The sequence below is a fragment of the Prosthecobacter sp. genome, from assembly GCF_020439865.1.
GTDB lineage: Bacteria > Verrucomicrobiota > Verrucomicrobiia > Verrucomicrobiales > Verrucomicrobiaceae > Prosthecobacter.
Genome location: NZ_JAGRPF010000102.1, coordinates 25,664 through 41,842, shown reverse-complemented (window position 1 = coordinate 41,842; position 16,179 = coordinate 25,664). Strand labels below are relative to the sequence as shown.

Below are 16,179 nucleotides of genomic sequence, written 5' to 3'. Positions count from 1 at the left end.
GAGAGGTGCTGGAGCAGGCCGGCCAGACGGCTGCCGGTGTCTGCGGCCTCTCCCTCCAGACGGCTCAGCCGTCGCTCCAACAGCCAGCGCTGGTTGCGCCAGTTGTTGAAGAAGATCATCAGCAGTCCGAACAGCAGGACGATCAGCGTGATGCGGTTTTGGATGGACTTCAGAACTTTCACCGGAAGGCCTCCTTGAAAAAAGCAGGGTCGATCCAGGTGGAATCTTCCGCTCGGGTCTTGAGCAGACCGGTTTTGATCATTTGCTTTTCCATTTCAGCCGCCAGCCGTGCGAGCTTGGGAGAGTCGCCTTCCAGCATTTCTGCATTCTCTCCTACGTCCAAAAAGTGCAGCCGCTCAAGGCAGGAAGAAAACTCCTCAGCGCTCAGGCCCTCGCGACGCAGGATGGACTGAAGGCCTTTGAAGGGGGGGGCTGAACGAATTTCGTTTGCCGCGTTTGAATGGGCTTTCAGAAGGGTCTTCAGATACTGGCGCGAGGACGAACAAGCCCTCTCCGTGGCCACCAAGACCCGCAGAATCGGGGCTTCCAGTTGTTTTGAGTCATAGATGCTGTGCATGCCTGCGCGTTTTAGACTCGTCAGCCAAGGTTCAGAGACCACCGCGGCATCCAGCTCTCCGGCCTCCATGGCCAGTTCCATTTCTGGCTGAACCAGCGGAACGATGATGATGTCGGCTGATTTCATGCCGGCTGCCTCCAGCGCATTCATCAGCAGATACGCACCGACACCACGGAGATCGACTCCCACCTTGCGCCCCTTCAGGCTCTGTAAATCCGGGAAGTTCCGGCCCGCCACGATGGCATCGGCCCCGAAGGACTGGTCCAGCACCAGAATCACGCGCACCTTCTGCCCGGCCTCCCGCATTCGCAGCACGTTGTCCAAGGTTGTGACCGCCACATCGACCGCTCCGCTTCCTAGTGCGCGTATCACGGCCGAGGACCAGGGAATCTCAATGATCTGAAACTGATCGGACGGGAGGGCCTTGAACTCGTTGGCCAGCAGCAGCGCCTCGGCTCCCGGCCACATGCCTGGAGCCACTCTCAGCCGGCGTTCCTGCTCTTTTTCAGGGTAAAAGAACACCGCAACCAGCAGCAGTGTCGCACACAGCGGGATCAGGAGCCGCTTCAGAAATGCGTTCGAATGATTCATCTGTCTGAGCATGCAGTCGTTGGGGGCATCATGTCCACTTTTGCGTGTGATTTGGGCCGGTTCTTTGTCATTTCTTTTCTGGCCTCGCGAGAGGCGCCCGCTAGGTTGCGGCATGAATTCGGACCAATCCACCATTTCTCGTCGCAGATTTCTGACCACCAGCGCCGCCGCACTGGGGTTCCCCACCATCATTCCCGCCACCGCGCTCGGCAAAGGCGGTCGTCCGGCACCTTCGGAACGCATTACCGTGGGTGCCATCGGCTGGGGAACGATCGCGGGTGACTGGACGCCTTCCTTCTTGAACAATGACAAGTGCCAGGTCATCGCCGTGGCGGATCCGATGAAGGAGTACGGGCACTATGGCTATGACGGCAAGGAGACCGGAGGACGCGAAGCCGGGAAGAAGATCATCGACGAACATTACTCCAAGTCCGCCAACAAACCGGTCAAAGCCTGTGCTGCTTACGCCGACTTCCGTGAGATGATGGAAAAAGAAGATCTGGATGCCGTGCAGGTATCCACACCGGACCACTGGCACGCCTACATGGCCATCTATGCCGCCCGCAAAGGCAAGCACATCTATGGTCAGAAGCCGCTCGCGCTCACGGTCGCCGAAGGTCGTCGCATGAGCGATGAAGTGGCCAAGGCGGGAGTGACCTGGCAGACGGGAAGTCAGCAGCGCAGCGATCAGTACTTCCGCATCGCCTGTGAAATGACGCAGAACGGACGCGTCGGCAAACTCAGGCGCGTGCGCGTGGGGCTGCCGGGCGGACACTCGAATTGGAATGGCATGGCAGATCAGATCAATCCGGCTCCTCTTCCCGCTGATTTCGACTACGAGATGTGGCTCGGGCCGGCCGAACAAATCGACTACCGCCCTGCGTTGCTGCCGCTGAACTGGCGGCACAATTTCAATTTCTCCGGCGGCATGATCACCGACTTTGGCGCGCATCACATCGACATCGCCCAGTGGGGCATGGGCACCCAGCTCACCGGCCCGGTCGAATTGCGTAACGTCAGTGGCACGATGGACCGTGCAGCGCTCTACAACACCGCCACCGCGTTCTCCTTTGAGTGTGTGTATGAAAACGGTGTGATCATGCACGTCGCCAGTCCGGATCACAAGCTCATGCCCGAAGTCGAGGCTGTGCTGGCCAATCCGAATGCTAAGAAGCCCTTCGATCACGTCGGTGTGATGTTTGAGGGCGATGAAGGCAAGTGGATCTACGTGAACCGCGGCAAGATCACCGCCAGCAGCCCTGAAATCCTCCGCGAGAAAACCCGTCCGGAAGAAATCCATCTCTACGACAGCAAGGATCACACGGACAACTTCCTCACCCATATCTACGACGGCAAACCGACTGCCACTCCCATCGAGGTGTCGCATCGCAGCATCACAGTTGCGCATTTGGCGAACATTGCCCTGCGCACAGACAGCACCGGCCTGAAGTGGGATCCGAAGACCGAGACGATCGCTGACAACGCGGCTGCTTCGAAACTGCTGTCCAAGGAGTGGCGCAAGCCGTGGGCACTTTGATCAGCCGTCAGCCATCTCCCCAATCCGCCAACACCGTCGAATGTTGAAACGCCACTTTTTGCCGAATTTGAGCAGGAGCGTTTGCGCCATCATCCTCGTTGGCGGACTGCTTTCGTCGGCGTGCGGGCTGGCACAGGACACGATCAAAATCGGTCCGCTTAAACCCTTGGAGACGCTGCCTTCTTTGGGGCCTCCCCAGCAGGCGATGCCAGCCAAGGCGGAGCCGTCGGCGGTGGCGCCCGCTGCCAAGCCTGCGTCTCCGGCCCCACCGCCATTGCCGACGAACAAGTCGCTCGTCATCACTGGTCCGCTGGCGCAGGCCTATCTCTATGTTGAGCCATATCAGACGCGATTGGAGGTGCTCTTTGATGCTGCCACCATGGTGGCATGGTTGGCGCTGGAGGAATCTGCACCCGAGGTGCTTTCTGCGGAGCAGCAGAAGCAGTTGATCGAACGAGCGGTGTCGCGGGCCTCCGACTGGTGTGCGCTCAGCGCCGGTGATGAGGTGCTTCCCGTACCGCAGCCAGTCGTTGCCGTCATCAAAGGCCTGCCGGGAAACACCCTGCCCATGAAAGAGGGGGAGGAGGTGGCGTTGAATCAGGCGATGGTGGGATTCATGTGGGAATTTGCCACTCCTCCAGGACCTGAGGAACTGAATGTCACCTGGAAGGGCTGGTTCAAAGACACCAGCAAGCTGCCAATTCGAGTGTTCTTCGGTTCCTTGAGTGAAGCGGGCGAGATTCACTCCGCGGTCAAAACCTACCGCTGGCGCAACCAGGGTCGTCTTCCGCGTCCCGCTCCTCTCGCTGCGGTGCCGAGGTTTGAAGTGCCGGCGCCGTTTCGTCTTCCACTGGGTGGAATCGTCTGGCTGCTGGGAGGTCTGGTGTTTTACATCTTCCTCAAGGTCAAAGACCGCAAACTCCCCGGTGGCAGCATGCCCTATGTCGCCGTCTGGCTTCTCGGGGCCGTTCTCATGAGCCAGTTGCTCGTCATTCCTATCAGCTCGGGCACGGGCATTCCGGAGATTACCAAGGCGGAGGAGGCTCAAAAGATCGTCACCCCTCTGCTGCGCAATGTGTACCGCGCTTTCGACCACCACATCGAGTCCGATGTTTACGACGTGCTCGCCCGCAGCGTCGATGGTGAATTGCTTCGCAAGCTCTACCTCGAAACCATTCAGGCGCTCACGCTCGACGGACGGGAAGGCACGCGCGTCACCATCGCCGAGTTCTCCGCCACGGTGGACAAGGTTGAGCCCGATTCCAAGGGCGACGGCTTCATCGCCGATTGCAACTGGATGGCGCGCGGCATTGTCGGCCACTGGGGGCACAGCCATCCCCGCGTGAACATCTACAACGCCCGCGTCACCATCACACCCACGAAGGGTGAATGGAAGCTCACCGGACTCGAAGTGCAGGAAGTGCGGCGCTTGTAAACCGTGGGCGTCATTTGCCCATCGTGACCGCCGCAATGATGCCGATCAGGATGATAAGCAGCAGAATCAGCAGCACCCACACCACGATGGAAGTTTTGCGTTTCACATGAGGGGTCGCGGCAATGATTTCCTTGTACTCGGGCGTCATCACAAACTTCCCCTGCTTCCCGAGCACTTTCGCCAGAATGTAGGCATTGATCAGTGTGCCCAGAGGAAACCCGATCAGTCCGATGCAGGAGAAAATGACCGTGGGGATGCGCGCCCAACTCTGCAGCCCGCGCAAACCGTAGCCCACGACTCCTTGTCCGGCTCCCATGGCAACGAATATCGCGCCCAGCAACTGGGGTGGTACGCCTTCCTCGATCTCCCGGCCGGTAAAAGCGGCCACTCCCGCCACCGTCAACGCAAGGGCGCCCAGATAATACAGCACCCCTACGGATTTGATCGTCGCCTCCGTGTTGATGTGCTGCATGCGATCAATTTCCGCCTGGGGCGTGACCTGAAGGACTCGGGACTGTGGTGCCGCGTAGGGATTAAATTCCATGCGCCGCTTCTGGCAGACCCCGGCAGGAGTGTCAACAGGCTTGAGCGTCCATTCGACACATCCGGCCCGTCTGTGGCGTACTTTGCTGATCATGCGTCGTCTTCTCTTCCTCCTCGCCGTTCCTGCATTCGCCGCCGACCTGCCGCCGGACAAGGGCAACACCATTCCTGACAGTGGCAAACGTCCGGTCGTCGTGACGGGAAAAGCATCGAAGCCCTTGCCCAAGCACGATCTTCCGGACGGCTACACGCTGGAGCTTGTGGCGGCATCACCGCTCGTCACGCATCCCATCATGGGCTGTCTCGATGACAAAAGCCGTCTGTTCGTCGGCGACGGTGTCGGCGTGAACTGGAACAAAAAGCAGCTTGAGGAGAATCCGCCGAACCGCGTCCTCATGCTCGAGGACACTGACAAGGACGGTACCTTCGACAAGAGCACGGTCTTCGCGGACAAGATGACCTTCCCGCAGGGCGCATGCTGGTTGAACGGCAGCCTCTACGTCTGCTCTCCTCCCGGATTGTGGAAACTTACCGACACCGACAACGACGGCGTCGCCAATCAGCGCGAGATGATCGTCGGTGGCTTCGAGTACACCGGCAATGCCGCCGACGTGCACGGTCCGTTCCTGCATCCGAACGGCCGCCTCTACTGGTGCCATGGCCGCAAAGGACACAAAGTCGCGCAGAAGGACGGGACGCTGGTCGATGAATCGCTCGCCTGCGGCATCTGGAGCTGCAAACCGGACGGCAGCGATGTCGCCTGGCATTCACTCGGTTGCGGTGACAACCCCGTCGAAGTCGATTTCACCCGCAGCGGCGACATCATCGGCGTGCAGAACCTGTACTACACCCAGCCACGCGGCGACACCATCGTCCACTGGCTGTACGGAGGCGTCTATGAGCGCAGCGACCAGCTCAAAGCCATCGCGCATCTTCCGCGCACGCTCGAAACCATGCCCGTCATGTACAACTTCGGCCACGTCGCCGTCAGCGGCAGTTGCTTTTGGCACGCTTATGAAGGGAACGCGGGCACTCCTGCCCGCAACAAGGACGCCGAGCAGTTCATGGTGACCCATTTCAACACCCAGCGCCTCGTCCGCATGGAACTCACGCCCAGCGGCAGCACCTACAAGGCCGTCGAAAACGAATTCCTTAAGCTCCACAACCCCGACATCCATCTCACTGATGTGATGGAGGATCCGCGTGACGGCTCCATCCTCCTCATCGACACCGGCGGCTGGTTCCGCATCGGCTGCCCGAGCAGTTTGATGGCGAAGTCGGATTTGCTGGGTGCTGTGTATCGAATCAAGCAGAAGAAGCCTCGGGCTGTGCCACTCGCCTCCACTAGCGCGGACGCCCCCGTTCGCAAAAATGACATCCAATTACTTGGAGCTGCATTGAAGTCGAAAAACATGCACGAGAGGCGCCAAGCGTTGGAAGAGCTTGCCCGGACGAACAGTGTCGCGCTTTCAAGGGAGGATTGGCTCAAGCAGCTCGCTTCAAGTCTTGATCCCTCTTTGGAGCATGCGGTGATTTATGCCTGTTCAAGGTCCATTCAACCTGGGCAGGAAGGGGAGTTTCTTGGCACTGCGCTGGCCCGACACAATGAACTTGGGCATGAGTTCATGGCGAGGGCTCTCAAAGCTTCCTTGGCAAATGTGAAATCACTCAAGGGATACTCGGAAGTGATTGTGCATCTGTCGGCGTCGAGTGACAAAGCCCTTGTCGAGGCTGCTGTTTCTTTCGCAGTGCGTGATCATGAAATTGCCAAAGATTGCCTCGAAGGGCTGAAGCGCAAAATCGCGCCTCGGCGGAAGGCAAGCCGTGACAATCCAGACGTTACTCGTTGGATCGAAAAGAATATCCTTCTAAAGGACATTGCGCAGATCGAAAGATTACTTCCTGGAACCCTTCACACAAAAGAAGGCCAGAAGACGGTTGAATCGATGCTCAGCGACGATCGTCAGCCTGTTTTGGAGTGCGTTCTTCGAGTTCTTGCCTCGCAATCAGCAGCCGTGTGCGATGACACTTGGCTGCCTTCATTCGACAGACTACTTGCCTTGAGGTCGCCCTCGCCCCTTCTTCTCGATGCGATCAAGAAACTGAAGTCGCCGCATTTTGACCCTGCGCTCCAAGCAATAGCGAATGACACGAAGCGTCCGCTCTCCATCCGTTTGAAGGCGCTCGATTCTGCCAACTCGGTCAAACTCACCGGCGAGACCTTCGACATGGTCAAAGATGTGCTCGCCGATGCCGGATCGAGTGCCGCGGCAAAAATTCAGGCCGCGGGCATGCTGGCGACGGCGCCGATGCCAAAGGAGCAGATGGAAAAAGTCGCACCGCTGTTCGCCACCGTGGGGCCGGTAGAGTTGAAAACGTTGTTACCTTTGCTTCGACGCCACAAGGAAGTTGAAATTGTCACGATGATCGCCCGCGAGATCGCCAAGAATCCGGCCATCGCTAGCCAGCAGGAGAGCTTGTATCGAAGCGCGCTGGCCGATCTGCCACCGGAGATTTTTGAGACGATCATCCTGCCTGCCTACAACACCGCCATCGCCACCACCGAAACGAAGAAGCGCCAACTCGGACCGATGTCTGACAAGGTTGTTGCCAGCGGTAACGCGGCGAAGGGCGAGCAATATTTCAGGACAGGGAAGGGGACCTGCATCGCCTGCCACAAGATCGGTGACACCGGTCGTGCCCTCGGGCCTGACCTTTCCCACATCGGTGCTATCCGCACGGAACGAGATCTTCTCGAGAGCATCCTCTTTCCCTCCAATACGCTCGCCCGCGACTACGAAGCTCATGTCATCGAAACCAGCGATGGCCAGCAAACGCTCGGCGTAATCAAATCCCACACTGCTGAAGGCCTGCTCGTGATCGACATTGCCGGTCAGGAAAAGACCATCCCGCATCAGGCCATCACCGGCGACACCACGCTGACGACCAGCCTGATGCCTCAAGGGCTCGATCAAACGATGCCTGAGGGCGAGTTGCTCGATCTCGTCGCGTGGCTGCGGAGCTTGAAGTAACACGGACATTCTTGTCCGCGATTGAATCACGGGCTGGAAAGCCCGTGCTACGCCTTACTCCGCCAGCAGCATCTCTTTGGCCGCCTGGAGGTGCTTCAACTGTTCCGGCGGCAGCTCGGGATACTTCAACTTCATGCTCTTCATCTCCTTGAGGAGCGCAGCGCTGACGATGAGGCGCATGTTCTTCTTGTCATCGGCAGGCACGACGTACCAAGGGCATTCCTTGGTGGCGGTGGTGCGGATGGCGTCTTCGTAGGCGGCCATGTATTCCTTCCAGTGACCACGCTCTCCCACGTCGCCTTCTTCAAACTTCCAGTTCTTGCTCGGTGTGTTGATGCGGCCGAGAAAGCGCTTTTTCTGCTCTGCTTTTGAGACGTTGAGGAAGAACTTGAGGATGAGAATGCCGTTGCGATGGCAGTAGGCCTCGAAGTTGCGGATGTCCTTGAGGCGGTCGGCGAACAGCTTGTCGATGTTCTTGGTCGTCGCAGCGGGCAGACGCTGAATTTTGGTCACGATCTCCGGATGCACACGGCAGACGAGCACCTCTTCATAGTAGCTGCGATTGAAGATGCCGATGCGCCCACGCGGCGGCATCACGCGCGTGGTGCGCCACATGAAGTCGTGGTCGAGCTCGGCGGCTGTGGGCCGCTTGAAGGCATGTACCTCGACGCCCTGCGTGTTGACGCCGCTCATCACGTGCTTGATCGTGCTGTCCTTCCCGGCCGCGTCCATCGCCTGGAACACCAGCAGCAGGCCCTGGCGGTCCTGCGCATACATCTTCTGCTGCAGGTCGTCGATCTCCGTGCGGAACTCGGCGATTAGCGATTCGTAGTGCGCGTCGTCCTTGTAGAGGTCTTTGACCTTGGTCTTCGCCTTTTTGATGCGAAACGGTTTGCCATCAGGCACGCGAAAGTCGTCGAGATCGAGCTTGAGTTTCATGCGGGGAAAGTCGGATGATCACAGCATTAACAGCAATGCGTGACGATGAACAGAACGAAGTGCAAGAAGGCGGCCATGCCGCCTGTTTTTTCGGCTCCATGTTCCTTCGGTTAGTTCTCGGCACCCATCTCATGCTTCTCTGCAACGCAGTCGCGCAGGTTGGGGGAGATGTGGTGGATCTGAACCAAGGGCTCATCGCAAAATGGGATGAGGTGATGCCGCTGGATCTGAATCATCCGTTGGCGCTGCCGAAGTCAGCGGATGGAATAATGCTGGAGAATTTCGCTGTCGCGTTTGCCATCAAGCTGGACGCGTTTCCTGGAGGTGATCATGTGAAAGATGTGTTGTGGCTTGAGTCCAAGGGAGGGGCGCAAATGCACTTCGATGTTGGCTCGCAACGAGGCATTGTTCTCCGATGCGCGTGGAAACCAGATGATTGGCTCGCGATGCCCGCCATGAATGCCGCCGGGCGCTGGGAACATGTGACATTGAACGTGAAGCGTGACCCACGACAAGCTCAGTCTGGATTGTGGCTGAACGGAGTCGAACAATTGTCATGGAAGGAACCTCTTGGAGGAATCGAGGTGCGAGAAGCAGCTTTCTTGTTGTCTGGAACGATGAGCAAAGGCCAGATCACCAACCTCCGCTTCTACAATCGTGCTCTGAATCGTCCGGAGATTCTCGAACTGGCTGCGATGCCGCCGATGGCGGGTTTAAAGCCGAAACTGGTGCCGTTCTCAGGATCGATGAAGCTGATGACGGAAGAAGTGATCGCAGTGCTCGGCGGGACGGAGGCTGAGGCGGTGATGGAGGATGGGACGATGGAGGCGTTGCTCATGACGCAGTTTCCGGGCAGCCGCGTGAAGGTACGGAATCTCGCGTGGGAGGCGGACACGGTGTTTCGTCAGGATCGTCCGATGAACTTCGGCGGCCTGAAACAGCAGATCGAACGCACGGGGGCGACGGCGGTGATGCTGATGTTCGGACGTCAGGAGTGCTTCGAGCGTGGTGAGGATGGAATTCCCGAGTTTCGTGGGGCGCTGGAGAAGATGGTGAAGGTGTGCGCGGAAGTGACACCACGGCTGGTGTTGATGGAACCGCTGGCATTCGAAGGCGAGCTCTCAAAGCACAACGCGACGCTGAAGAAGTATGCGGCCGTGATGGCTGAGGTGGCGAAGGCGCATGGCGCATTATTCGTCGCGCAGAAAGGCGAAATAAAACCGGGAGCGACACGCGACGGGCTGAATCTGACTTCGGCAGGGGCGGCGCAGTGGGGGATGGGGATCGCGAAAATGTGGGATGGTGACCCGAAAAAAACTGACGGTCGGTTGAAGGCGCTGATCGGTGAGAAGAACACGCTGTGGCATCGCTACTGGCGTCCAGCCAACTGGGCATTCCTGCACGGGGACCGCACGGCACAACCGAGTAGTCGCGATCACGTGGATCCGACACAGCGCTGGTTTCCGGGTGAGGTGGAGCAGTACAAACCGCTGATTGAAGCGAAGGAGAACGAGATATGGAAACTGGCCAACGAATTGGGAGGAAAGCTTCCGTGAAGTCCATGAGGGGAGCGCGGACACTTTTGTCCGCTGTCACATGCGCTCTGTTGCGGGCAGGAGTGCCCGCGGTCCTCTTCATGAGCATCGCTTTCGCGCAGCCAGAACAGAAAAAAGGCATCTCGGTTGGCGAACCGCCGGCAGATCATTCGCCAGAGGCTGAGTTGAAGTCGTTCAAGGTTCTGGATGGATTTGAGGTGAACCTGTTTGCGAGCGAGGCAGACGGGATTCCAAACCCGATCGCGATTCGCTGGGATGAACGCGGGCGTTTGTGGGTGCTGCAGACAAGCGACTATCCGCAACCGAAGCCAGGCACCGTTTCGGATGACAAGATCATCATTCTCGAAGACACGGATCACGATGGACGGGCGGACAAGAGCACGGTCTTTGCCGGTGGATTGAGTCAGCCGATGGGCATGGAACTGGCGCCGCGTGATCCGGGTGTGAAATCGCCGAATGGTCACTCGGTGTATGTCGGCGAGGGCGAGAAGCTGTGGCTGATGCACGATGACGATGGTGATGATCGAGTGGATCGTCGCGAGGTGGTGTTCAGCGGCTTTGGCACGGGTGACACGCATCAGTGCCTGAACAGTTTCATTTGGGCGCCGGACGGCGCGCTGGTGATGCATCAAGGGCTGCACTGCTATTCGCGTGTGACGACGGTGCACGGCACGAAGACGCTCTACGGTGCGGGATTCTGGCATTACTACCCGAAGAGCGGACGGCTGAATCCATATCCGACGGGCATGCCGTTGAATGCGTGGGGCACTGCCTTCACGAAATGGGGGCAGCCGATCATGGTGGCGGGCGCCGCGGGCATGTTCTGGGCGCGACCGATGGAGGTGAGCACCTCGCTCATCGAGGACGCGGAGGAAAATCGCGAGCAGAAAGGCACGCAGGTGCATGGGGTGCCGCATTTCGTGCTGGAGCGTTTCCAATTGCCCTACAGCGGCCAGATCATCAAGACGAGCGGCCTGCGGAAGTTCTGCGGGATCGACATCGTGGGCAATGCGCACTGGCCGGAGTCGATGCAGGAGGAGATCATCAGCGGCGGCTTCTTTGAGAATGCGGTGTATCGCTACAAACTCGTGCCTGACAAGGAATTCACCAGCGGCATGGAGGCCGTGGAGCAGCCGCCCTTGATCACGAGCGACAACGTGGCCTTCCGGCCGATTGACATTCGCTTTGGACCCGAAGGCGCGCTCTACATCGCCGACTGGTATGATCCGATCATTGGCCACTATCAGGCGAGCTTTCGGCATCCGAATCGGGATGCGAAACATGGGCGGATCTGGCGGGTGCTCGCGAAGGGAAGGAAGCTTGCTGAATGGAGTCAACTTAACCAGCAATCCCAGATAGCTGATTTGTTTGAGCGCTGGGATGAAGGGGACCGATGGACACAATATCAAGCAGGAAGGCTGCTGGGGACTCAATGGCTGGAGGCGTATTTCCCGAAAGGCGATGGCATGAGTGAGTTTGGAAAGGTCCTGGCTGAATGGGCAGAACGATTGCGCAACGAGACCAATGTGGCGAAAAAACAACACATCCTCTGGAGGCTACACCAAGCATTTGAGTGGCTTGAGCTTCCTGACTTCTGCTCTTGGGCGCCGCCGTTGCATAGCGACACACCTGAAATACGTGCCTATACTGTGCACACACTCGGGCATTTCGCTGGAATGAACAAATTCCAGGAGGTGTTCGATCCGATTCCTTGGTTGGTAAAAGCTGTCGAAGACGACGCTCCTCTCGTTCGCCTCGAAGCCGTCGTTGCAGCAGCCAAAGTGCAATCTCCCGAAGCCATCAAGGTGGCGTTGAAGGTGCTCGACAAACCAATGGACAGTTTCATTGAGCGGGCGTTGTGGCTGGCGGTGCATGCGACAGCGCCGCATTGGAAGAAGCCGCCGTATGCGATCCTGCAGGAGCTTCCGCCGAAGCATCTGGCATTTCTCGTGGAGAAGGAAGGCAGTGCGGAGTTGCTGGGCGTGGTGCGCACGATGCTGACGGAGAAGGGTGAGGCGATGGAGGCGGAGACACGACGTGCCTTGATGGTGGCAATGGTTCGCAAAGGAAAGCCGGACGATCTCTTGATGGTGCTCAAACTGGGCATGAAGGATCCTGCGATGCTGGATGAACTCGCCGCGATGGCATCACAGCGTGCGGGAAAGATGCCGGAAGGCACGGAGGCGATGGTTTTGGAGTTGCTGAAGAGCGGTAGCTCGGCGCAGAAGGCATCGGCGTGCGTGCTGGCGGGTGCGTGGCGTGTGAAGAGTGCGGAAGGAGTGATGCGAGAGCTTTTGAAAGCGGACGAAGGCGTCCGTGCTCCGGCTTTGACGGCGTTGTCGCGTCTGGGCGAACCCATGGAGACATTTGAGAACTTTGCGAAGGATACCAAGCAGCCGTGGAATGTGCGCACGGCGGCGCTGGCGGCTTTGGTGGAGAAAAAACCGGTGGTGGCGGGACAGATCGCCGCGGAAGCGCTGGGGAGCATCCTGGATGCAGATGCGATGCGCGCGTGGTTGTCGCCATTGCTGGCGCGCGACACGGCGGTGACGGCTTTGGCAGAGAGTCTGGAGCAGATGCCGTGCTCGGCCGAGGCGGCGAAGCTGGCGATGACGACTCTGACCGCCGCAGGACGCGGCGATGCGGTGCTGACGACGGCGTTTGGCAAGATCCTCGGCGTGAAGAACACCGTGCTAGCCTACGACGCGGCCTGGGTGAATGCTTTGGCGGCAGAAGTAAAAAGCAGCGGCGACGTTGCGAAGGGAAAGACTGTTTTCAATGCGCCGCTGTCGGGATGCACCGCCTGTCACAAGATCGGCGGGCAGGGCGGCGTGGTGGGACCGGAGCTCGACGCGGTGGGCCGTGGCGTGCCGGTGGAGTTGTTGATCGAGGCCGTGGTGTGGCCGAACCGGCAAATTAAAGAGGGCTATGTGGCGACGACGTTGACGCTGAAGGACGGTCGCAAGCTGCAAGGCTACAAAGTGAGCGAGGCAGGCGGGGAACTGCAGTTGCGGGAGCTGGCGAGCGGTCAGACGAGCCGGTTTACGGCAGGGCAGATCGCCGAGAAGCAGGAGGCGGGGTCGCTGATGCCGGAGGGGCTGATCATGAACATGACGCGGGAGGAACTGCGGGATTTGGTGGCGTATTTGGCGGGGCTGGGACGGTAGGCGCGCAAGGATGGCGCTCTCAATGCCAAGGGCTGCCGAGTGCCGGAGGTGTTTCTGGCAATAGTGCCTTCATGATGAACGCGCATCATGATCCATCATTGTGCACCCACTGCGGCTCGCCGGTTCCGGCAGGACGTGAAGATGGGTTTTGCTGCGCGGGTTGCAGCTACGTGCACGATTTGCTGCATCAGGAAGGGCTGGACCATTTCTATGATCTCAAAGGCAGCACGGCATTGCCGCCGGTGGCGCCGCAGGCCTTGCGTGAACGCGATTACGAATGGCTGACGCTGCTGAGCACGGAGGCGGAAGGTGCGAGCGAATCGGATGCGGTCGAATTACGGCTGGCGGTGCAGGGGCTGTCGTGCGTGGGTTGCGTATGGTTGATCGAGCGTGTGTTTGCGCGTCATGCGGGCGCGTTGCGGATCAATGTGGACGTGGTGCATGGCGAGGTGCGCCTGACGTGGCAGCGCGGGCAATTCGATGCAGTCGCCGTGGCGCGTGATTTGCAGAGCTTTGGCTATCTGCTCGGCCCGCCAGTGCAGGGCGGTGAAAAGAAGGAGTCTTCGGGTCTCGCCCGGCGCATGGGCGTGTGCGGGGCGTTTGCGATGAATGCGATGGCGTTCTCGCTGCCGGCGTATTTCGGTATGCCGCCAGATTTCGCCTTCGCGCACTGGTTTGATCTCATCGCCGCCTTTTCCGCGACGCTGGCGATGGCGGTGGGCGGCAGTTATTTCATTGAGCGTGCATGGCGCAGCCTGCGTGCAGGTGTGCTGCACATCGACACGCCGATCGCGTTGGGCGTGTCGGCGGCGTATTTGGGATCGATGGGCGGCTGGATCGCTGGCGTCGAGGGGCTGAAGTATTTTGATTTCGTAGCGATCTTCATCTTCCTGATGCTCGCAGGCCGCTGGGCGCAGCAGGCGGCGGTGGATCGCAACCGCAGGCGCCTGATGCGCGATACGTCGATTTCGGAGACGGTGAATGTGCTCAATGATGTGGGCATGGAAGAGATGCAGCCTGTGGCATCGCTCAAACAGGGCGTGCGGTTTGTCGTGAAATCGGGACAGACCGTGCCAGTGGCGAGCAAGCTGATCAGCGAGGATGCGTCGGTGAGCCTGGAGTGGATCAACGGTGAGAGCGAGGCGCAGGCGCGAGAGGAAGGGCAGTTGCTGCCTTCCGGAGCGCTGAACATCGGTATGCAGTCGCTGACGGTGGAAGCGGTGGAGACGTGGGAGGATTCGACGCTGCGGCGTCTGCTGGATGCGCGGCGTGAGGCGGAGTTTCGAGATGTGCGGTTGGAGAAGATCCTGCGTGCGTATCTGGTGGCTGTCGTGGTCACGGGATTCGCGGGCGCGATCTGGTGGTGGAGCCAGGGCGCTGGTGTGGTGAAGGCGCTGCAGGTGATGATTTCGATCTTCGTGGTGTCGTGTCCGTGCGCGTTGGGCGTGGCGGTGCCGCTGGCGGAGGAGATGGCGGCATCGCGTGCTGAGAAGCTCGGCGTGTTTGTTCGCGCGCTGGGGCTGTGGAAACGGCTGATGCGCGTGAAGCGCGTAGTGTTTGATAAAACCGGCACATTGACGCTGGAGAATCCGGTTTTGGAGAATCCCGAAGTGTTGCGAGCGCTGGATGTTGAATCGCGCGCGGCGTTGCGTCATCTGGTGACGGGCAATCTGCATCCGGTGAGCCGCAGCTTGTATGATGCGGTCGCGTTTGAGGGCGATTCAAAGATGATGAGCGGCGCCGTGAAGGAAGCTGTTGGGCACGGGCTGTCATTCAACGATACAGGCGGTCACGAATGGCGATTGGGCCGGCCGGAGGGTGCGATTGCCGGTGATGCGGTGCTGATGCGTGATGGCGCGGTGCTGGCGGCGTTTCGGTTTCGTGATGAACTGCGCGCAGAGTCGGTGCAGGAGGTGCGTCATCTGCATGAGCGTCGAATTGAGGTCTGTGTGCTCAGTGGCGACCGTGCGGCCAAGGTGGCTGAGATTGCGCACAAGCTTGAGCTGCCGGATTTGTGCTGGATGGCCGAACTCACACCGGAGGCGAAGGCACAGTGGCTGCGCGGGCGGAATCGTGATGACACGCTCTACGTGGGCGATGGCGCAAACGACAGCCTCGCCTTTGATGAGGCGTTGTGCGCAGGAAGTCCGGTGACGGGACGCAGTTTTCTAGAGCAGAAAGCGGATTTCTTTTTCCTCGGGCACAGCCTGCGCTTTGTGAGCGGACTCATGAACGTGGCGAGACTGCACCGCTTGGCGACGCGACGAGTGTTTGCGTTTTCGGTGACTTACAACATCGCCACGGCTGTGATCGGGTTCACGGGGCATCTGAGTCCGCTGGCGGCGGCGATTTTGATGCCGCTGAGTTCTGTCTGCACCCTGTCGCTGGTGGCGTTCACATTCAGGCGCTCCATTGGCGATCAAACTGCCCCTCACCGCAGCCCTCTTCCATCAGGAGCGAGAGAACCAGAAGGTGTGGCGGCCCACGCCTGATGCGGGCACAAAAAAGGGCGGCTCGAAAGCCGCCCTTTGAAACTGCTTTTCCCTGCGCCGACTTAAGCGGCAGGAGTGGACTCCGGAGCGCCGGGGGCTTTGGGAAGGGTGAAGCGGAAACGGATCTTGCCACGCTTGGCGGCGGCACGGGCTTTGCGCTTGGTGCGCTCCTTCGGGGTCTCATGAGCACGAAGACGACGGACTTCTTCGAGGATGCCGTCCATTTCGAGGCGGGTCTTGAGGCGTTTAAGAGCGCGGTCAACGGGCTCGCCTTTGCGGATCTGAATTTCGGTCATAGCGGGGTGGGTGG

10 protein-coding genes are annotated in these 16,179 nt (G+C 59.4%); 6 read left to right on the top strand and 4 right to left on the bottom strand.

The genetic code is table 11. The annotated features are described in order from the left end of the window. Positions 1-178 precede the first annotated feature (178 nt). Positions 179-1,180 carry an ABC transporter substrate-binding protein gene (locus tag KDL09_RS11000; protein ID WP_294384725.1) on the bottom strand — a complete coding sequence of 334 codons (1,002 nt, stop codon included), beginning with the start codon at positions 1,178-1,180 and terminating at the stop codon, positions 179-181. Between the two features lie 100 nt (positions 1,181-1,280). Between KDL09_RS11000 and KDL09_RS10995 the strand changes: the two genes are divergently transcribed. After that, positions 1,281-2,705 (top strand): Gfo/Idh/MocA family oxidoreductase, encoded by a 1,425-nt coding sequence (locus tag KDL09_RS10995; RefSeq protein ID WP_294384724.1) that lies wholly within the window; start codon positions 1,281-1,283, stop codon positions 2,703-2,705. Between the two features lie 40 nt (positions 2,706-2,745). Beyond that, positions 2,746-4,140, top strand: a complete 1,395-nt coding sequence (locus tag KDL09_RS10990) for a hypothetical protein (RefSeq protein WP_294384723.1) — start codon at positions 2,746-2,748, stop codon at positions 4,138-4,140. A 10-nt stretch (positions 4,141-4,150) separates the two neighbouring features. Here KDL09_RS10990 and KDL09_RS10985 read toward each other — a convergent pair whose 3' ends face one another. Beyond that, the gene (locus KDL09_RS10985) at positions 4,151-4,684 is read right to left on the bottom strand and encodes a hypothetical protein (RefSeq protein ID WP_294384722.1); all 534 of its coding nucleotides are present in this window, start codon (positions 4,682-4,684) and stop codon (positions 4,151-4,153) included. A gap of 91 nt (positions 4,685-4,775) precedes the next feature. Between KDL09_RS10985 and KDL09_RS10980 the strand changes: the two genes are divergently transcribed. Then, positions 4,776-7,715 (top strand): PVC-type heme-binding CxxCH protein, encoded by a 2,940-nt coding sequence (locus KDL09_RS10980; RefSeq protein ID WP_294384721.1) that lies wholly within the window; start codon positions 4,776-4,778, stop codon positions 7,713-7,715. 54 nt (positions 7,716-7,769) lie between these two features. Here the strand turns inward: KDL09_RS10980 and KDL09_RS10975 are convergent, their stop codons facing one another. Continuing rightward, positions 7,770-8,654, bottom strand: a complete 885-nt coding sequence (locus KDL09_RS10975) for a polyphosphate kinase 2 family protein (protein ID WP_294384720.1) — start codon at positions 8,652-8,654, stop codon at positions 7,770-7,772. Positions 8,655-8,785: 131 nt separating this feature from the next. Here KDL09_RS10975 and KDL09_RS10970 point away from each other — a divergent pair, with 131 nt between their 5' ends. From KDL09_RS10970 to KDL09_RS10960, 3 genes are all read left to right on the top strand, one after another. Further along, positions 8,786-10,210, top strand: coding sequence for a LamG-like jellyroll fold domain-containing protein (locus KDL09_RS10970; RefSeq protein WP_294384719.1), 1,425 nt, complete (start codon positions 8,786-8,788; stop codon positions 10,208-10,210). A gap of 80 nt (positions 10,211-10,290) precedes the next feature. Continuing rightward, positions 10,291-13,377, top strand: a complete 3,087-nt coding sequence (locus KDL09_RS10965) for a PVC-type heme-binding CxxCH protein (protein WP_294384717.1) — start codon at positions 10,291-10,293, stop codon at positions 13,375-13,377. A gap of 71 nt (positions 13,378-13,448) precedes the next feature. After that, positions 13,449-15,869, top strand: a complete 2,421-nt coding sequence (locus tag KDL09_RS10960) for a heavy metal translocating P-type ATPase metal-binding domain-containing protein (protein ID WP_294384716.1) — start codon at positions 13,449-13,451, stop codon at positions 15,867-15,869. A gap of 62 nt (positions 15,870-15,931) precedes the next feature. Here the strand turns inward: KDL09_RS10960 and rpsU are convergent, their stop codons facing one another. Then, positions 15,932-16,165, bottom strand: a complete 234-nt coding sequence (rpsU, locus tag KDL09_RS10955; RefSeq protein WP_294384715.1) for a 30S ribosomal protein S21 — start codon at positions 16,163-16,165, stop codon at positions 15,932-15,934. Between the last annotated feature and the right edge of the window lie 14 nt (positions 16,166-16,179).